The sequence below is a fragment of the Klebsiella sp. A-Nf5 genome (assembly GCF_002810545.1).
Taxonomy (GTDB): Bacteria; Pseudomonadota; Gammaproteobacteria; order Enterobacterales; family Enterobacteriaceae; genus Klebsiella; species Klebsiella variicola.
In genome coordinates this window covers 1-18,701 of sequence record NZ_PIOG01000268.1, presented here as the reverse complement: position 1 = coordinate 18,701, position 18,701 = coordinate 1, and the positions used below count along the sequence as shown (strand labels likewise).

Here is an 18,701-nt window from a genome sequence, read left to right as displayed (position 1 = left end):
GGTCTTGTGCCAGAATTTAATTTATTGATTTATAATGGAAAGTGAAAGGTGATTACTGACGGGAGCGTGACCTCGTCACTAATGACGATGACGCAGAGCGCCGACGTCAGACGCTCTGCGGGGGGAAACGCGGCTAGGCGAGAGGGCGGCAGCGGTCGAAGTGCGATTCGCTCAGGCCGACGTCGCGCGCGGCGGCGCAGATAGCCTGCCAGCTGCCGGCATCCAGCGGGATCCCCTGCGCCAGCCGCGCTTCGCGGTTGGCGGCCTCCCATTCGCCGGGCGCCAGCACCGGGGCATCGGGATCGTGCGGTGACTGCTTACACCATGCGATAAAGGCCTCCGTCTGCGCCTGGCTGTCCGGGGCATCGAACGCGTCCGGGCGCAGGATCACCGTGGTCATGCAGTTAAAGATGGCGTCGACGCTGGTCTGCAGGCTCTCCTGATGGGTGGTTTGCCCCCCGGAGAGCGCCCCGCCGAGCACTTCGCACAGCGTCGCCAGGGCATAGCCTTTGTGCTGGGCGAAGGTGAGCAGGGCGCCCAGCGGCGAGGTCTGCATCACCGCCGGGTCGGTGGTGGGGAGCCCTTTGGCGTCGATCAGGCAGCCAGGGGCCACGGCTTCGCCTTTATGCCAGGCGACGCGGGTTTTACCAAAGGCGATGGCGCTGGTGGCGTAGTCCAGCAGCAGCGGAGGATGGCCCGCGCGGGGAAACACCACGCACAGCGGGTTAGTGCCGAAGCGGCTGTCCTTCCCGCGGAACGGGGCGACCATCGGGTCGCCGATCACGCTGACGAAGTGAATGGAGATCAGCCCCGCGGCGGCGCACTGCTCGGCCCAGTAGCCGATGCGCCCGACGTGATGCGCATTGCGCAGGGCGATTGCCGCCATGCCGTGCTGCTTCGCCTTTTCAATGCCTAACTGCATCGCTTCGTGGGCGACCACCTGGCCGAAGCCGGCGTTGCCGTCGAGGGTGACCACGGCGCCGGCGTCTTTGGTCACCGTGGCGTGGCGGTTGAGCTGCAGAAAACCACCGGCGTGGGATTTCACGTAGCTTGGGATCATCCCGATGCCGTGGGAGTCATGCCCGGCAAGATTGGCAGCGATCAGATGGTCCGCGACGAGGGTGGCTTCTCTTGAGGTACTGCCGAGATGGGTAAACAGTGAGACGACAAACTGATGCAGATCCGTCGCCAGAAAGCGGTGTCCTGTTGGCACTGATTCTCTCCTGTAGTCTGTTGTTATTTTGTTATGTTTGCCGTTTTATGCTGCGCCGCCCGGCGCAGAAGGTCAAGGGCGGGGGCTTCCGGCGGAACGTCACTGCGTCTGAGTCAGGCGACAGGCGATAAAAAACCGGGCCGGGATCGCGTTTTAATTAACGCCATAAACACCACATTTTTAAATTCTGCCAGTGTCACAAAAGCCAGAAAAAAGCCATCCCCGGCGTTGCAAGGGGAGCTGATACCACTATATGTTAAATTTGTGTTTATTAATTGATGGTTAAAGGTTGGTATCATGTATAAGAAAATAAGTGGTTTAGTGGTTTCACTGACGGCCGTTTTCGCCTGTGCCGCCTGGGCGGAGGTGCCTGCGGGCTATCCGGCGGATTATCAAAAAACGGTTGATGCCGCCGTAAAAGAGGGCAAGGTGGTTATTTATTCCACCACCGATACCAAAGCAGCCGGGCCGTTAATTAAAGGATTTGAAGCGCAATATCCGGGCGTCAAAGTTGAATATAACGACATGAACAGCACCGAGCTGTATAACCGCTATATCAGCGAGCAGGCCGCCGGGGGCGGCAGCGGGGACGTGGTGTGGAGCTCGTCGATGGATACCGCGCTGAAATTAGCTACCGAATACGCGGAACAATATGCCTCGCCGGAGGTGAAGCAATTACCCGACTGGGCGGTCTGGCAGCAGAAAGCCTATGGCACCACCTACGAGCCGGTGGTGTTTATCTATAACAAACGGCTGATCCCGCAGAATGAGGTTCCGGATTCGCATACCGCGCTGGCAAAACTGATCGCCAGCCAGGCCGATAAATTTAAAGGCAAAGTCACCACCTACGATATCGAAAAATCGGGCCTCGGCTTTATGCTGGCGGTGCAGGACAGCCAGGCCGACGCGAACTATTTTGCCGACCTGGCGAATATCGCTAAAGGCGGTCTGACAGTGCAGTCTTCCACCGGCACGATGATGGAGCGCGTCTCCTCTGGCGAAAACCTGATCGGCTATAACATTCTTGGCTCCTATGCCGAAGCACGGGCGAAAAACGATCCCTCTTTAGGCATCGCCTATCCGAAAGATTACGTGCTGGTGCTCTCCCGCGTCTCGTTTATTAGCCAGGAGAGCGAACATCCCAATGCAGCGAAATTGTGGCTGGATTATGTCTTGTCGGAAAAAGGCCAGCAGATCCTCGCCAGCCAGGCGGATATTCCCTCTATTCGTCGCGATATTGAAGGTAAAAATGATATCGATGGTATGACCGCGCTGTTGGGCAAAGCGTTAAAACCGATCCCGGTCAACGAAACGCTGCTCGATTATTTACAGCCGCAAAAACGTCTGCAGTTTATTAAACAATGGCGCAGCGCCGCCGCGAAATAATCCTCCTTCGGGGCATCGCCGATGCCCCTTATTCACACCCGGCGGGTTTTTTCTCCTGACCAAAGGGATGAACCATGAATGTATTACGCAGAAAGTGGCAGGGGCTGCCGCGCGGCGTGGTGGTGTGCATCACGGCGCTGGTGATTTATGTCCCACTGTTATTTATTGTGGTGCAGAGTTTTCTCTCCGCGCCATTCTTTTCCCGCTCCAAATCGTGGAGTCTGGAAGCGTTCGCCTTTATTTTTACCGACCCGGATTTTTATCTGGCATTAAGGTCAGGTTTTATTCTGGCCTTTGGCCTGGTGATTATTGCCATTCCGCTGGGCGGTATTTTGGCGTTTCTGATGGTGCGCACCGATTTACCCGGCCGGCGGATCATTGAGCCGCTGATCCTGGTGCCGATCTTCGTCTCGCCGATGGTGCTGGGCTTTGGCTACGTGGTGGCCGCCGGGCCGGTAGGCTTCTTTTCCCAGTGGGCGCAGCAACTGATCGGCTTTGTACCGTGGAATATCTACTCGATGTTCAGCATTGTGGTCATCGCCGGCTTAACCCACGTTCCGCACGCCTATCTCTATATCTCTTCGGCGCTGCGCAGCGTCGGTTCCGACGTGGAAGAGGCGGCGCGCACCGTCGGCGCTACCCCGCTGCAGGTGATGACCTCGGTGAGTCTGCCGATGGTGCGGCCATCCATTCTTTACGCCTGCGTGCTGCTCTTCTTCCTCGGTCTGGAAGTTTTCGGTCTGATGCTGGTGCTGGGCGACCCTGAGGGCAACATGGTGCTGGCGACCTATCTCTATAAGCTGACCAACAAGCTCGGCACCCCCTCCTACCATCTGATGGCGGCGGTGGCGGTGGTGCTGATCTGCATCACCATCCCGCTGGTGATGCTCCAGCGTCGGCTGATGCGCACCGCCAACCGCTTTGTCACCATGAAGGGCAAGGCGTCGCAGGCGCGGGCGCTGCCGCTGGGCAAATGGCGCTGGGTGGCCGGGGCGGTGGTAGTGGCCTGGCTGACGGTGACCATCGGCGTACCACTGCTCGGCGTGGCGCTGCGCGCCTTTATCTCCAACTGGGGCGTCGGCGTGTCGTTGTGGGATGAGCTGTCGCTGGCGACGTTCCACAATATCTGGCAGCAGCCCAACCTGCTGCGGGCGATCGTCAACTCGATGGCTATCGGCATCGTCGGCGGCGCGCTGGCGGTGGTCTGCTATCTGTTTGTCGGCATCGCCATGCACCGCAAAGCGGACAACGTCACCCGCTTTCTCGACTACAGCGTGCTGGTCCCGCGCGCGGTGCCGGGGCTGCTGGCCGGTCTGGCCTTCCTGTGGGTGTTCCTGTTTGTGCCGATGTGGCTCGATCAGTCGCTGAAGCACGGCTGGCTCTCAGCGCTGCCGGTGGCCGACTGGCTGCGCGAACACGTTATCGTGCAGCTGCGCGCCCTGCGCAACACCATCTTCAGCGTCTGGCTGGCCTACACCGTGGTATGGATGGCCTACGGTCTGCGGCTCATCTCTTCGACGCTGCTGCAGGTGGGCCCGGAGCTGGAGGAGGCGGCGCGCAGCACTGGTGCCTCACGGGGGCAGATCACCCGCCACGTCACCGTCCCGCTGTCGCGCTATGGGCTGATTGGCTCGTGGCTGTTGATGTTCCTTATCTTTGAGCGCGAGTATTCCACCGGCGTCTATCTGCTGTCGCCGGGTACGGAAACCATCGGCTCGATGCTGGTGTCGCTGTGGGCGGCGGGGGCCATTGATATCGTCGCGGCGCTCTCCTTTATCAATATTCTGCTGGTGGTGATTGGCCTTGGCATCGCCCTGCGCTTTGGAGTGAAATTACATGATTGAGTTATCGGTAGAAAATCTGCATCTCACCTATGGCGACAACCCGGTGCTGAAGGGGGTGTCCATGACGCTTGGCCGGGGGGAGGTAGTATCGCTGCTGGGGCCTTCGGGAAGCGGCAAAACCACGCTACTGCGGGCGGTGGCCGGGCTGGAGAAGCCGACGAGCGGACGGATCGCCATCGGCAACCGTACGGTGTACGACGGTACGCCGCGCAGCGAAATCCCGGCCGAAGAGCGTAACCTGGGCCTGGTCTTTCAGTCCTATGCCCTGTGGCCGCACAAAACGGTGTTCGACAACGTGGCCTATCCGCTGAAGCTGCGTAAAGTCGCCGCCGGGGAGATAAAAGAACGGGTGCAGCGCGTGCTGGATCAACTGGGGCTGGGGCATCTCGGCAACCGCCATCCGCACCAGCTCTCCGGCGGCCAGCAGCAGCGGGTGGCCATCGGCCGGGCGCTGGTCTACAACCCGCCGGTGATCCTGCTGGATGAACCGCTCTCCAACCTTGACGCCAAGCTGCGCGAAGAGGCGCGGGTGTTTCTGCGCGAGCTGATCATCAAGCTGGGCCTGTCGGCGCTGATGGTCACCCACGATCAAAATGAAGCAATGGCCATCTCCGATCGTATTCTGCTGCTGAATAATGGCGTCATCGAGCAGCAGGGGACGCCGCAGGAGATGTACGGCAGCCCGGCGACGTTGTTCGCCGCCGAGTTTATGGGCAGCAATAACCGCCTGCACGGTAAGGTGACGGCACTGGAAAACGGTCGTGCGAGGGTTGAAGGCGCCAGCTGGACGCTGTGGGGACGAGCGGGCGAGGGGGTCAGCGTCGGCCAACCGGCGACGGCGGTGATCCGCGTCGAGCGCCTGCGTCTCGACGGCGCAGCGCAGGATAATAGCCTCCAGCTACCGCTGCTGACCAGCATGTACCTCGGCGACCGCTGGGAGTACCTGTTCCGTACCGAAGGCGACGACTTTCCGCTGCGCGCCTACGGAACGGCGCTGCGCGATGCCGAACACTGCCATCTGACGCTCCCGGCGGAGGATGTGTGGATTTTTCCGCAGCGGTAACTACGCGAAGCCACGGAAGGCAAGCATCAGTACGTCGCGCTACGTTCTAGGTATGACAAAAGCGTTTTGCGCCTGGCTGCGGGGCGGGCAGGCCAGTAGGGTATATCGGTCCTGGTCAGCAGCAAGTCGACGGTGGTGATATGGGGACAGACTTTTTCGTTTGATAAATGTTGATGCTGATGCGGAAACCCTGCGGAGTGCAACTATCGTAAATCTGGTATTTTAATACGCCGCTAAACACAATATGCTGGTGTCTTCCCCACATGCGTGGGGGTGTTTCTGTTAAGCATGGTTTTGTCAGAGTATATGGACTGTCTTCCCCACGTGTGTGGGGGTGTGTCTAAAAAAGAAAAACTCTCCGGTTCCCTGTTCGGGTCTTCCCCACACGTGTGGGGCCTGTTTTCGTTTGATAAGGAAATTAAAATGAAAAGAGCCGAATTAGACGTTGTGGTTTTAGGTGAGGATTTACCGAATGAAGGGCTGGTAAAAGGAACGCTTGGTACGATTGTGATGTTTTTTAATACGCCAACAACTGGCTATCTGGTCGAGTTTTGCGACGAGAAAGGAAAAACAATCGCAATGCCAGTTTTATTCCCCGCCCAGCTAAAGCGCTATTTCACGATTGGTAACCTGAAGTCGCTGATGGTGGAAGGTAATTATCCCGTAGCCGACCCTGTAGACCCAGACGTCATGGCAGATTTAATGCACAAAGTCGCGCCTGTTGAATGGGAGGACAAGAAAAGAAGGGTCTATGAGGATATTCAACGACTATTGATTAGTCGGCCGGACTACGCGGATATGTTCAATATTATGGATGGGGGTGAGTACAATGGCATGACATTGTACAGCCTGGTGCAGGCAGAGAACGGTGAACCTGCATGGTCGAATATCTTTGTTCGAAACTTTGAGACGCGTATTAACGAAATCTATGTCGATCCGAACCTCAATGACAAAGTAGTGATTGGTGAAGAGGGCATGTCCGCGATTGTCTACAGCTTCACAGATGACCGTTTCGAAATCCGCGATAAAGTCTCCTCGGATTATGTCATTGAGTCACATACCCACTTCAACGGACTGTTGTCCGCCCTCATTGAGCCGGTCAGCTGAATCCGACACATCCATACCTTCAGTGTTTCCCACGGACGTGGGAATTTTTTTCCGCTCAGCTTACCCCGCCAGATGGCACACGGCTTCAATATTGTGCCCGTCTGGCGCAATCACAAAGGCGGCGTAGTAACTGGCGTGGTAGTTTGGCCGTAACCCCGGCGCGCCGTTGTCCTTTCCTCCGGCGGCCAGCGCCGCCTGCCAGAAGGCATCGACCTGCTCGCGGCTGTCGGCGCGAAAGGCAATGTGCAGCGGCGCCGGTTTTTCCGTACTTTGATAGAGGCATAGAGAGACATCGCCGCTGCCGGCCAGCTCTGCGCCGTAGGTCGGCTCGCCTTCGCCAACCAGCGTTACGCCAAGCGGGGCCAGGGCCTGTAAAAAGAACGCTTTGCTGGCGGCATAGTCGCTAGCGCCGAATTTCACATGATCGAACATATCTTCTCTTCTCCTGTGGATGGGGATCGCCAGCTGAACGCGTTAGCCGGGAAATAGATGCAAAATAGTTAACAACGGTTAGTAACTTTTTTAACAGCTCAAAATGTTTAATTATTCCTAATACGAGTATTTACAGACGTTTAATCTGCCATGTACCATAAACAAAAAATAACATTTGTGATACAAGTCACTCTTTTATGGCGCATGGGTAAGCTCAGCGCGGTGTGAATGCCGCCGGTTTGCCGCCTCAAGGTTTATGGCAGCACCCTTCTCACGATGACATTCCGGTGAATTTCTCTCCGATTTCCCGCGTTTCGTTGAGAATCGTCTACTATCCAAACGATAACCCTATAAATGATATCGCCACTGGCGATGTTTTATCCGACTTGCCGGGCCGGGCCAGACGTTAAGTGGTTGCGAAGCGTAATGGTATCGGTTCCAGCACGACATTCACTGGGTTTGTCAGCGACAAAAACAGTAATTTTCAATGACAGGAATGTGATGATGTCGAGCGAGAAAACCAACAATTCCAGGCGTGATTTCCTGGTGAAATCGATGGCGTTGATCCCGACGGTGGTGATCGGCGGCGCGGGAGCAGGGGCCATTGGCGTGGCCACCAGCGCGACCGCGCAGGCGGCCCCCGCGTCTGAGCCCGCTTCCGGGAACACCGTGGCGGCCAGCTACTGGAAGCCGCAGTTCTTCAACGATCGTGAGTGGGTGTTTATCAACGCCGCCGTCGCTCGCTTAATCCCGGCGGATGAACTCGGTCCTGGCGCCAAAGAGGCCGGGGTGCCGGAGTTTATTGACCGCCAGCTCAATACCCCCTACGCCACCGGCTCCATCTGGTACATGCAGGGTCCCTTCAACCCCGACGTACCGAAAGAGATGGGCTATCAGCTGCCGCTGGTGCCCAAACAGATCTATAACCTCGGGATCGCCGACGCTGAGGTCTGGTGTCAGGACAAGTATCACAAAACCTTCGCTGAACTGAGCAGCGAGCAGCAGGACGAGGCGCTCGGCCTGTGGGAATCCGGCAAAGCCGAGTTCAAACAGCTCCCGGCCTCGCTGTTCTTCTCCTATCTGCTGCAAAACACCCGCGAAGGCTTCTTCAGCGACCCGATCCATGGCGGCAATAAAGGCATGGTCGGCTGGACGCTGATTAATTTTCCCGGCGCGCGCGCCGACTTTATGGACTGGGTTGAACGAAGCGAACGCTATCCCTTCCCACCGGTATCAATTAATGGGGAGAGGGCGTAATCATGGCCACCGTATTGAAAAAAACCGATGTCGCGATCGTCGGCTTCGGCTGGGTTGGGGCGATCATGGCCAAAGAGCTGACCGAAGCCGGGCTCAACGTCGTCGCGCTGGAGCGCGGCCCGATGCGCGATACCTGGCCGGACGGCGCCTATCCGCAGGTGATTGATGAGCTGACCTACAACATCCGCCGCAAGCTGTTCCAGGATCTGTCGAAAAGCACCGTCACCATCCGGCATAACACCAGCCAGCAGGCGGTGCCGTATCGGCAGCTGGCGGCCTTCCTGCCGGGTACCGGCGTGGGCGGTGCCGGGCTGCACTGGTCCGGCGTGCATTTTCGCGTCGATCCCATCGAACTGCGGATGCGCAGCCACTATGAAGAACGCTACGGCAAAAACTTCATTCCCCAGGATATGATCATCCAGGATTTCGGCGTCACCTACGACGAGCTGGAGCCGTTCTTCGATAAAGCGGAAAAAGTGTTCGGCACTTCCGGGACTGCCTGGTCGATCAAAGGCAAGGTCGTCGGCAAAGGCCGCGGCGGCAACGCCTTCGCCCCGGACCGCTCGGACGATTTCCCGCTGCCGGCGCAGAAAAACACCTGGTCGGCGCAGCTGTTTGAAAAAGCGGCCCTGGAAGTGGGCTATCATCCCTATAACCTGCCTTCCGCAAACACCTCCGACTCCTATACCAACCCGTATGGCGCGCAGATGGGGCCGTGTAACTTCTGCGGTTTCTGCAGCGGCTACGCCTGCTACATGTATTCGAAAGCCTCGCCGAACGTGAACATCCTGCCGGCGCTGCGCCAGGAAAAACGCTTTGAACTGCGGACTAACGCCAACGTGCTGAAGGTCAACCTGACCGACGACAAATCCCGCGCCACCGGCGTGACCTACGTCGACGGCCAGGGGCGCGAAATGGAACAGCCGGCGGACCTGGTGATTATCGGCGCCTTCCAGTTCCACAACGTGCACCTGATGCTGCTCTCCGGGATCGGCAAACCGTACAATCCGGAGACCGGCGAAGGGGTGGTGGGGCGTAACTTCGCCTACCAGAACATGACCACCATCAAGGCCATTTTCGACAAAGACACCTATACCAACCCGTTTATCGGCGCGGGCGGCAACGGCGTCGGGGTCGACGACTTCAACGCCGACAACTTCGACCACGGCGCGGCGGGCTTTGTGGGCGGTTCACCATTCTGGGTCAACCAGGCCGGGACCAAGCCCATCTCCGGTTTCCCGGTACCGCCGGGCACCCCGGCGTGGGGCAGCAAGTGGAAAGCGGCGGTTGCCGATACCTACACCCATCACCTGTCGATGGATGCCCACGGCGCGCACCAGTCCTATCGGCAGAACTACCTCGATCTTGATCCGAACTACAAAAACGTCTTCGGCCAGCCGCTGCTGCGCATGACCTTCGACTGGCAGGAAAACGACATCAAGATGGCGCAGTTTATGTTCGATAAGATGGCGCCGATCGCCAAAGCGATGAAGCCGAAATATATCCTCGGCAGCCCGAAAAACGCCAACAGCCACTTTGATACCACCACCTACCAGACCACCCATATGAACGGCGGGGCGGTAATGGGGGAAGATCCGAAAACCAGCGCCGTGAACCGTTATCTGCAAAGCTGGGACGTGCATAACGTCTTCGTCATCGGCGCCTCCGCGTTCCCGCAGGGGCTGGGCTACAACCCAACCGGCACGGTGGCCGCGCTGGCCTACTGGTCAGCGAAGGCGATCCGTGAGCAGTATCTGAAAAATCCGGGTCCCCTGGTGCAGGCATAAAGGAAGGCAGATGATGAAAATGCAATGGTTATCGGCCCTGGTGCTTGGGGCATTGAGCTGCGCGGCTTTTGCCGAAGAGGCGCCTGCGGACAGCAATCTGATTAAGCAGGGGGAGTATCTGGCGCGGGCGGGGGACTGTGTCGCCTGCCACACCAACGGCAAAACGGGGAAACCTTTCGCCGGCGGTCTGCCGATGGAGACGCCGATCGGCACCATCTACTCCACCAATATCACGCCGGATAAAGAACACGGCATCGGCGGGTACACCTTCGAAGAGTTCGACGACGCGGTGCGCAAGGGCGTGCGGAAAGACGGTTCCACGCTCTATCCGGCGATGCCGTATCCCTCGTTCGCGCGGATCAGTGAAGCGGACATGCGCGCCATGTACGCCTACTTTATGCATGGCGTGGAACCGGTAAATGCCGCCAACAAGGACACCGACATCCCGTGGCCGCTGTCGATGCGCTGGCCGCTGGCGTTCTGGCGCGGCATCTTCGCCCCGACGCCGAGCGACTTTGTCGCCAACCCGCAGGTTGACCCGGTGCTGGAGCGCGGCCGCTATCTGGTGGAAGGCCTGGGCCACTGCGGCGCCTGCCATACCCCGCGCAGTCTGACGATGCAGGAAAAAGCGCTGAGCGAAAGCGAAGGCGATGATTACCTGGCGGGCAGCAATGCGCCGATTGACGGCTGGGTCGCCTCCAGCCTGCGCGGCGAAAACCGCGACGGTCTGGGGACCTGGAGCGAGGCTGAGCTGGCCGAGTTCCTGAAAACCGGACGCAACGATAAATCGGTGGTCTTCGGCGGCATGAGCGATGTGGTGGAGCACAGTCTGCAGTATCTTTCTGATGACGACATCACCGCCATCGCCCGCTATCTGAAGTCGCTCCCGCCGCGCGGCGGCAAACAGACCCCAGCCCCGGTGGAAGACAGCGTGGCGAAAGATCTGTGGAAGGGTAACGACAGCAAAACCGGCGCCGCGCTGTACGTTGATAACTGCGCCGCCTGCCACCGCACCGACGGCGTGGGCTACCAACGCGCCTTCCCGTCGCTGAAGGGCAACCCGGTGGTACAGACCGAAGATGCCACTTCGCTTATCCATATCGTTCTGACCGGGAGCACCACGCCGGCGGTGAAAGATGCGGTCTCCAACCTGACCATGCCGTCGTTTGGCTGGCGTCTGGACGACCAGCAGGTGGCGGATGTGGTCAACTTCATCCGCACCAGTTGGGGCAACAATGCGCCGGCGGTCAGCGCCAGCGATGTGGCGAAGGTGCGTAAGGAGACCGCAGCGCACGATGAGAAGGCGTTAGGCAACGCCGATATCTCGAAGCTGCCGGGGGCCGGACAGTAATCGTCAGGGTTGCGTCGCCCGCGCGGCGCAACCCATACTTAGCCACGACGTAAAATACTGTCTGAATCAAGGAGTTTGCCTTCATGCTGCATGCAGAGCGACTGACCTGCATCGTTGACGATCGACCGCTATTTGCGGCGCTGACGCTGTCCCTCGCTGCCGGCGAGCTGCTGCAGGTCGCCGGTGATAACGGCGCGGGGAAAACCTCGCTGCTGCGGATCCTTTGCGGCCTGGCGCGCCCGGAAAGCGGGGTGGTGAGCTGGCAGGGGCAGCCGCTGGCGAAGGTCCGGGAGTCATTTCATCGTCAGTTGCTGTGGCTGGGCCATAAACCCGGCGTCAACGCGGCGCTGACCGCCGATGAAAACCTGCGTTTCTTCTTTCCATCCAGCCGCCTTCAGCAGCGGGAAAGCGCCCTCGCCGCCGTCGGCCTGGCGGGCTATGAAGACCTCCCCTTGAGCCAGCTCTCCGCCGGGCAGCAGCGGCGGGTGGCGCTGACCCGCCTGTGGTTAACCGACGCGCCGCTGTGGATCCTCGATGAGCCGTTCACCGCGCTCGACGCCACGGCGATGGAAACCCTGACCCGCCGCCTGGAGCAGCACGCCCGGCAGGGGGGAAGCGCGATCCTCACGACTCATCAGCCGCTGCGGCCGCTGCGCTGTCCGTTGCGCACCCTGCGCCTCGGCGGCGACGCGGGAGGCGGGCAATGATGCGAGCGCTGTTGGCCCGGGAACTGCGCCTGGCGTGGCGCAGCGGGGCGGAGATCCTCAATCCGCTCTGGTTCTTTCTGATCGTCATCACCCTGTTTCCGTTCGGCGTCGGCGCCGCGCCACAGCTGCTGGCGCAGATTGCGCCGGGCGTGGTGTGGGTCGCCGCGCTGCTGGCGGCGCTGCTGGTGATGGATCGGTTGTTTCGCGACGACTGGCAGGACGGTTCCCTGGAGCAACTGATGCTCCTGCCGACGCCGCTGGTGGCGGTTGTGCTGGTGAAGGTGGTTGCCCACTGGATGATGAGCGGCCTGCCGCTGCTGATCGTCTCGCCGCTGGCGGCGCTGCTGCTGGGGATGAGTCTGCACGATGCCGGCGTGCTGGCGCTGACCTTGCTGCTCGGCACCCCGACGCTCAGTTTTCTCGGCGCGGTGGGGGTTGGCCTGACGGTCGGTCTGAAGCGCGGCGGCGTCCTGCTGAGCCTGCTGGTGCTGCCGCTGGCGGTGCCGCTGCTGATTTTCGCCACCGCGGCCTGCCAGGCGGCGGCCGCTGGGCTCCCGGTCAGCGGCTATCTGGCGATGCTGGCGGCGTTTTTAACCGCCAGCGCCACCCTGTGTCCGTTCGCCACCGCCGCCGCGCTGCGGCTGACCGTGCAATAATTCGCTGCGCCTGCGGGCGCGGCCATCATAACCGTGTGAGTAAGCGTCTATGTGGAAAGCGTTACATCAACTGGCGATCCCCGAGCGGCTGTACCGCCTGTGCGGATGCTGGATCCCCTGGCTGGCGGCGTTGAGCGCGCTGTTGCTGGTCATCGGCCTGGGGTGGGGCTTTGGCTTCGCCCCCGCGGACTATCAGCAGGGGGAAAGCTATCGGATCATGTACCTTCACGTCCCGGCGGCGATGTGGTCGATGGGGCTGTACCTGGCGATGGCCGTCGCGGCCTTCGTCGGGGTGGTCTGGCAGATCAAAATGGCCGACCTGGCGATCGCCGCCCTGGCGCCGGTGGGGGCGGTCTGCACCCTGGTGGCACTGGTCAGCGGCGCGGCATGGGGTAAGCCGATGTGGGGAACCTGGTGGATCTGGGACGCCCGCCTGACCTCAGAGCTGGTGCTGCTGTTTCTGTACGCCGGGGTCATCGCCCTGTGGCACGCCTTTGACGACCGGCGGCTGGCCGGGCGCGCGGCGGGGATCCTCGTCCTGGTCGGGGTGGTCAATCTGCCCATCATTCATTACTCGGTCTACTGGTGGAACACCCTGCACCAGGGCTCGACCAACCTGCAGCAAACCATTGACCCAAGCATGCGTCTGCCGCTGCGGATCTGTATCTTTGCTTTCCTCGCGCTGTCGGTCACGCTGACCCTGATGCGCCTGCGCAACCTGATCCTGCAACTGGAGCGCCGTCGACCGTGGGTGGTGGCGCTGGTGAATAAAGGAGCTGCCCGATGAGCCCCGCTTTTTCGTCTTTCGCCGCCTTCCTGAATATGGGCGGCTATGCCGTGTACGTCTGGCTGGCGGTGGCGGTGGCCGTCGCCGCCTTTGGCTTGCTGACGGTGCACACTCTGTGGGCGCGGCGGGCGCTGTTCCATGAGGTACGACGCCAGCAGGCGCGCGAGCGGCGGATCGCTGCCGCCCGCGAACACGACAAGGAGGCCGCGGATGCAAGCGCGTCGTAAAACCCGGCTGTATATCGTGCTGGCGGTGCTCGCCGGCCTCGGGCTGACCGTCAGCCTGACGCTGTACGCCCTGAGCAGCAATATCGATCTGTTCTACACCCCGGGGGAAATTATCTACGGCAAAACGGAAACCCGGGCGCTGCCCCATACCGGGCAGCGGCTGCGGGTGGGGGGCTACGTTCAGCCGGGCTCCCTGCAGCGCGACCCGCAAACCCTCGACGTGCGCTTTAAGCTGTATGACGCCCGCGGGGTGGTGGACGTCAGCTATAAGGGCATTCTGCCGGACCTGTTTCGTGAAGGGCAGGGTGTGGTGGCCCAGGGCGTGCTGGACGGCGAGCGGCATATCACCGCCCAGCAGGTACTGGCCAAGCATGATGAAAATTACACGCCGCCGGAGGTGAAAAACGCCATGACGCCGGAGAAAACGGGGGCGCAGCCATGATGCCGGAGCTGGGCAACTTTTTATTGTGTCTGGCGGCGGGGCTGGCGCTGCTCCTGAGCGTCTATCCCCTGTGGGGCGCGGCGCGGCAGGACCGGCGGCTGATGGCCCTGGCCCGGCCGCTGGCCTGTGGGCTGTTCGCCTGTATCGGCGGCGCCTTCCTGCTGCTGGTGCACGCCTTCGTGGTCAACGACTTTACCGTCCGCTACGTGGCGGAAAACTCTAACAGCGCGCTGCCGGTGTGGTATCGGGTGGCGGCGACCTGGGGGGCGCACGAGGGCTCGCTGCTGCTGTGGGTCCTGCTGCTCAGCGTCTGGACCTTCGCCGTCGCCATCTTCAGCCGCCGAATGCCGCTCGACGCCGTCGCCCGGGTGCTGGCGGTGATGGGGATGATCGCCTTTGGGTTCCTGCTGTTTATCCTCTTTACCTCCAACCCGTTCAGCCGCGGCCTGCCGCAGTACCCCATTGATGGCCGCGACCTCAATCCGCTGTTGCAGGATATCGGCATGATTTTCCATCCGCCGATCCTCTATATGGGTTACGTCGGCTTCTCGGTGGCTTTCGCCTTCGCCATCGCCTCGCTGCTGGCGGGGCGGCTGGATACTGCCTGGGCGCGCTGGTCGCGTCCCTGGACCCAGGCGGCATGGATGTTCCTCACCCTCGGCATCGTGCTGGGCTCGGCGTGGGCCTATTACGAACTGGGCTGGGGCGGCTGGTGGTTCTGGGACCCGGTGGAAAACGCCTCGTTTATGCCGTGGCTGGTGGGAACCGCGCTGCTGCACTCCCTGGCGGTGACCGAGAAGCGGGGTAGCTTCCGTGCCTGGACGGTACTGCTGGCCATCGCCGCCTTCTCTCTGTGCCTGCTGGGCACCTTCCTGGTGCGCTCCGGGGTGCTGGTTTCGGTGCATGCCTTCGCCTCGGATCCGTCGCGCGGGCTGTTTATTCTGGTACTGCTGATCGTCGCTATCGGCGGGTCGCTGCTGCTGTACGCCCTGAAGGGCGGCCGGGTGCGCGCGCGGGTGGAACATACGCTGTGGTCGCGCGAGTCGTTCCTGCTTGGCAACAATATCTTGCTGATGGCCGCGATGCTGGTGGTGCTCCTCGGAACGCTGCTGCCGCTGGTGCATAAAGAGCTGGGCCTCGGCAGCATCTCCATTGGCGAGCCGTTCTTCAATACCATGTTCACCGCCCTGATGGCGCCTTTTGCGCTGCTGCTGGGGCTGGGACCGCTGATCCGCTGGCGGCGCGATGACGTCGCCAGGCAGATTAAGCGCCTGATTATTGTTCTGGTGGTGACGTTGTCACTTTCTCTGGCGCTGCCGTGGCTGCTGCAGGACCGTATCACCGCCATGGCGGTCATCGGCCTGATGATGGCCCTGTGGGTGCTGATCTTCGCCCTGATGGAGGTTCACGAACGGGCCACCCATCGCCACGGCTTCTGGCGCGGCCTGCGCACTCTGACCCGCAGCCAGTGGGGGATGGTGCTCGGCCACGTCGGCGTGGCGGTGACCGTTATCGGCATCACCTTCAGCCAGAACTACAGCGTGGAACGCGATGTACGGATGCGCCCCGGCGACAGTATCGATATCCACCGCTATCACTTTGTGTTTAATGGCGTGCGCAATATCGTCGGCCCCAACTGGACCGGCGGCGAAGGCATTATTGCCGTGACCCGCAACGGCCGCCCGGAAGCGACGCTGTATGCCGAGAAGCGCTTTTACACCGCCAGCCGGATGATGATGACCGAGGCGGCGATCAGCGGCGGGCTGACCCGCGATCTGTACGCCGCGCTGGGGGAAGAGTTGAGCGACGGCAGCTGGGCGGTGCGTCTGTACTATAAACCGTTCGTTCGCTGGATCTGGTACGGCGGCGTACTGATGGCCCTCGGCGGTCTGTGCTGCATGCTCGACCCGCGCTACCGGATGCGTAAGAAGCTGCAGGAGGCCTCATGAACCGGAAGCTACTGTTTATCCCGCTGGTGCTGTTTCTGGCACTGGCCGCTGCGCTGTTCTGGCAACTGATGCGCAACGCCGATGGCGATGACCCGACGACCCTCGAGTCGGCGCTGATTGGCAAACCGCTGCCGGAATTTCGCCTTGAAGCGCTGAATACCCCCGGCCAGACGCTGGACCGGCGCACGCTGATTGACGGCAAGCCGCTGCTGCTTAACGTCTGGGCCACCTGGTGTCCAACCTGTCGCGCCGAGCATCAGTTTCTCAACGGCCTGGCGCAGCAGGGCGTGCGGGTGGTGGGGATGAACTACAAAGACGATCGGCAGAAGGCGATGAGCTGGCTGCAGCGCCTGGGGAACCCGTACATGCTGAGCCTGTACGATGGCAACGGCATGCTTGGTCTGGACCTGGGCGTTTATGGCGCGCCGGAGACGTTTCTCATCGACGGTCAGGGCATCATCCGCTGGCGGCACGCCGGCGACCTGAACGAACGGGTGTGGCGCGAGGAGCTCCAGCCGCTGTGGGATCAATACAACCGGAGGGCGGGCTGATGAGAGGGGTAATGGGCATCCTGCTGGCGCTGATGCTGACCGGCCAGGCGTGGGCTGTCATCGACACCTGGCAGTTTAAGGATGAGGCCCAGGAGCAGGCCTTCCGCGAGATCACCTCCCAGCTGCGCTGCCCGAAATGCCAGAACAACAGCATCGCCGACTCAAACGCGATGATTGCCGCTGATATGCGGCAGAAGGTGTACGAGCTGATGCAGCAGGGGAAAACGAAAGGGCAGATCGTTGACTATATGGTGGCCCGCTACGGTCATTTTGTCAGCTACGAGCCGCCCCTGACCGCGGGCACGGTGCTGCTGTGGCTGGGGCCGGGGCTGTTCGTGCTGGCGGGCGCGGGGGTGATTATCGCCCGCGCGCGTCGTCGCGACATTCCTGACGCGGCGCTCAGCGCCGAAGAGCGCCAGCGGCTGGCGGCATTATTGAAAGAAGGAAAAGAACGATGAGCCTGTTGGTGGTTATCGTCGCGCTGCTGCTGGCTGGCGCGCTGGGGCTGCTGTACTTCCCGTGGCCGGGCAAAGGGGCGGTAGACCGCGATACCCTCAACCGCGCCCTGTACCAGTCGCGTCTGCAGGAGCTGGCGCAGGAGCGCGGCGAGGACAACCCGGCGCTGGTCGTCGAGCTGCAGCGCACGCTGCTGACGGATATTCCGCCCCAGGCACAGCCTGGCGAACGGCCGCTAAGCCGCTGGGCGCTGCTTCCGGGCGCGCTGCTGCTGGTGGTTCTGAGTCTGGGCCTGTATCTGAAAACCAGCGATATTGGCCAGGTGCTGCTCTGGCAGCAGGCTGAACGGCATTATCCTGCGCTGTTGCAGCAGGTTAAGGACCCGACGGCGGCGCCGCTGCGTATGGATGAGCTGGCGGAGCTGCGGCTCGGGCTGCGCAGCCATCTGCAGGATACCCCGAACGATCTCCCCGGATGGCAGCTGCTTGGGCGGCTGGGCCTGTTGTTGAACGATGGCGAGACGGCGATCGGCGCCTTTGGCCGGGCGCATGATCTGGCGGCGGATGACCCGGCGGCGGCTTTCGATTACGCCAGCGCGCTGGTGCGGGCGGGGGATAGCGGTCAGGTTCGGATGGGCGAGCTGCTGCTGCGTGACCTGCATCAGCGGCAGCCGACCAGCCTGCCGGTGCTGGAGATGCTGGCCCTGAGCGCGGTGCGTAATGAAGATTACCCCGAAGCCGTGGCAGCCCTGCAGGCGTTGCTGGCCCGGCTGCCGGAAGGGGATGCGCGGCGCGAGGCGATCGTCCGCCAGCTGGCGCAAGCGCAGCAGCAGGCGCAGTAACTGCCCGGCGGCGCAGCGCAGGCGTGGGCCGACGAAGGGCGCGAATAGAGCGCCAAATCGCGGGCAGCCTTTGTAGGCCGGGTAAGCGAAGCGCCACCCGGCAACATGTTGGGCTCGGAGCCTGATATCTTGCCGGCGGCGGTGGAGACTATTATCGGTTTTACAAGTTCTCAGCCTGGGGAAAGCGTTTAACACGCGTGACTTCAGCGTACTTTGTGCTCCCGCTTCGTGTTGCTGAACCCGGTTTTCTGTGGTGCGGGGAGCGGTATGGCAGCGGCAACGACTGCCGGACGGTTCCCTCTCCCTCCGCGAGAGGGCCGGGGTGAGGGAAAGCATTGCTGGCAAGTCTTTTATGTTATCTGTGGCTTCAGCGTAGTTTGCGCTCCCGGTTAATCTTCTGCGTTATGCCTGGCATGGCGCAGGGAGCGCACAGGGGGCGGCCAGTCGCCGCCGCCCCCTGTACCCCCGGGCTCCGGCCAGCAAAATCGCCACTGCGTGGACCCTTCGACTTATCCCTGCAGGCTTCGGGTCGGGCCGAGGCAGCGTCCGTGCAAAATACGGCCCTCAGCCCGCATCCATGCGGGCTGCCCCGGCCTTCCGGGAACGTCTCAGCGATGTTGAGGCCGCCAGCACCGGCAGTTTCAG

General features: G+C 61.4%; 18 protein-coding genes. 16 read left to right on the top strand and 2 right to left on the bottom strand.

The window, feature by feature from the left end; translation table 11 throughout:
• Nucleotides 1-133: 133 nt before the first annotated feature.
• Nucleotides 134-1,213, bottom strand: coding sequence for a malate/lactate/ureidoglycolate dehydrogenase (locus CWM53_RS25235; RefSeq protein ID WP_100729479.1), 1,080 nt, complete (start codon nt 1,211-1,213; stop codon nt 134-136).
• A 297-nt stretch (nt 1,214-1,510) separates the two neighbouring features.
• Here CWM53_RS25235 and CWM53_RS25225 point away from each other — a divergent pair, with 297 nt between their 5' ends.
• The 4 genes from CWM53_RS25225 (at nt 1,511) to CWM53_RS25210 (ending at nt 6,613) form a co-directional block, all read left to right on the top strand.
• The gene (locus CWM53_RS25225) at nt 1,511-2,599 is read left to right on the top strand and encodes an ABC transporter substrate-binding protein (RefSeq protein ID WP_012541442.1); all 1,089 of its coding nucleotides are present in this window, start codon (nt 1,511-1,513) and stop codon (nt 2,597-2,599) included.
• A gap of 74 nt (nt 2,600-2,673) precedes the next feature.
• Complete coding sequence (locus tag CWM53_RS25220; RefSeq protein WP_061154291.1) at nt 2,674-4,443, top strand: ABC transporter permease; 1,770 nt, start codon at nt 2,674-2,676, stop codon at nt 4,441-4,443.
• A complete protein-coding gene (locus CWM53_RS25215; RefSeq protein WP_008804521.1) occupies nt 4,436-5,506 on the top strand; it encodes an ABC transporter ATP-binding protein in 1,071 nt (356 codons plus the stop codon). The genes CWM53_RS25220 and CWM53_RS25215 overlap by 8 nt, the downstream gene beginning before the upstream one ends.
• 423 nt (nt 5,507-5,929) lie before the next feature.
• Nucleotides 5,930-6,613, top strand: a complete 684-nt coding sequence (locus CWM53_RS25210) for a YrhA family protein (RefSeq protein WP_100729478.1) — start codon at nt 5,930-5,932, stop codon at nt 6,611-6,613.
• 60 nt (nt 6,614-6,673) lie between these two features.
• Here CWM53_RS25210 and CWM53_RS25205 read toward each other — a convergent pair whose 3' ends face one another.
• Nucleotides 6,674-7,045, bottom strand: a complete 372-nt coding sequence (locus tag CWM53_RS25205; protein ID WP_100729477.1) for a VOC family protein — start codon at nt 7,043-7,045, stop codon at nt 6,674-6,676.
• Between the two features lie 501 nt (nt 7,046-7,546).
• Here CWM53_RS25205 and CWM53_RS25200 point away from each other — a divergent pair.
• The 12 genes from CWM53_RS25200 to ccmI all read left to right on the top strand — a co-directional run bounded on the left by CWM53_RS25200 (nt 7,547) and on the right by ccmI (nt 18,056).
• On the top strand, nt 7,547-8,302 hold the full coding sequence (locus tag CWM53_RS25200) for a gluconate 2-dehydrogenase subunit 3 family protein (RefSeq protein WP_165785131.1): 756 nt from the start codon (nt 7,547-7,549) through the stop codon (nt 8,300-8,302).
• A gap of 2 nt (nt 8,303-8,304) precedes the next feature.
• On the top strand, nt 8,305-10,089 hold the full coding sequence (locus tag CWM53_RS25195) for a GMC family oxidoreductase (RefSeq protein ID WP_002908285.1): 1,785 nt from the start codon (nt 8,305-8,307) through the stop codon (nt 10,087-10,089).
• Between the two features lie 10 nt (nt 10,090-10,099).
• Entirely contained in the window at nt 10,100-11,440 is a 1,341-nt protein-coding gene (locus tag CWM53_RS25190; protein ID WP_163595913.1) for a c-type cytochrome, read from the top strand.
• Between the two features lie 83 nt (nt 11,441-11,523).
• Nucleotides 11,524-12,147, top strand: coding sequence for a cytochrome c biogenesis heme-transporting ATPase CcmA (ccmA, locus tag CWM53_RS25185; protein ID WP_012541448.1), 624 nt, complete (start codon nt 11,524-11,526; stop codon nt 12,145-12,147).
• A complete protein-coding gene (ccmB, locus tag CWM53_RS25180) occupies nt 12,144-12,803 on the top strand; it encodes a heme exporter protein CcmB (RefSeq protein WP_012967964.1) in 660 nt (219 codons plus the stop codon). Before ccmA ends, ccmB begins: the two co-directional genes overlap by 4 nt.
• A gap of 49 nt (nt 12,804-12,852) precedes the next feature.
• Nucleotides 12,853-13,590 carry a heme ABC transporter permease gene (locus CWM53_RS25175; RefSeq protein WP_100630633.1) on the top strand — a complete coding sequence of 246 codons (738 nt, stop codon included), beginning with the start codon at nt 12,853-12,855 and terminating at the stop codon, nt 13,588-13,590.
• Nucleotides 13,587-13,817 carry a heme exporter protein CcmD gene (gene ccmD, locus CWM53_RS25170; RefSeq protein WP_002908220.1) on the top strand — a complete coding sequence of 77 codons (231 nt, stop codon included), beginning with the start codon at nt 13,587-13,589 and terminating at the stop codon, nt 13,815-13,817. The genes CWM53_RS25175 and ccmD overlap by 4 nt, the downstream gene beginning before the upstream one ends.
• Nucleotides 13,801-14,259 carry a cytochrome c maturation protein CcmE gene (gene ccmE / locus CWM53_RS25165; protein WP_004143391.1) on the top strand — a complete coding sequence of 153 codons (459 nt, stop codon included), beginning with the start codon at nt 13,801-13,803 and terminating at the stop codon, nt 14,257-14,259. Before ccmD ends, ccmE begins: the two co-directional genes overlap by 17 nt.
• Nucleotides 14,256-16,208 carry a heme lyase CcmF/NrfE family subunit gene (locus tag CWM53_RS25160; RefSeq protein ID WP_100729475.1) on the top strand — a complete coding sequence of 651 codons (1,953 nt, stop codon included), beginning with the start codon at nt 14,256-14,258 and terminating at the stop codon, nt 16,206-16,208. The genes ccmE and CWM53_RS25160 overlap by 4 nt, the downstream gene beginning before the upstream one ends.
• Nucleotides 16,205-16,759, top strand: a complete 555-nt coding sequence (locus CWM53_RS25155; RefSeq protein WP_008804532.1) for a DsbE family thiol:disulfide interchange protein — start codon at nt 16,205-16,207, stop codon at nt 16,757-16,759. Before CWM53_RS25160 ends, CWM53_RS25155 begins: the two co-directional genes overlap by 4 nt.
• A gap of 11 nt (nt 16,760-16,770) precedes the next feature.
• Nucleotides 16,771-17,217, top strand: coding sequence for a cytochrome c-type biogenesis protein (locus CWM53_RS25150; RefSeq protein WP_162893589.1), 447 nt, complete (start codon nt 16,771-16,773; stop codon nt 17,215-17,217).
• Entirely contained in the window at nt 17,214-18,056 is an 843-nt protein-coding gene (ccmI, locus tag CWM53_RS31760; protein ID WP_100729474.1) for a c-type cytochrome biogenesis protein CcmI, read from the top strand. The genes CWM53_RS25150 and ccmI overlap by 4 nt, the downstream gene beginning before the upstream one ends.
• Nucleotides 18,057-18,701: the final 645 nt, after the last annotated feature.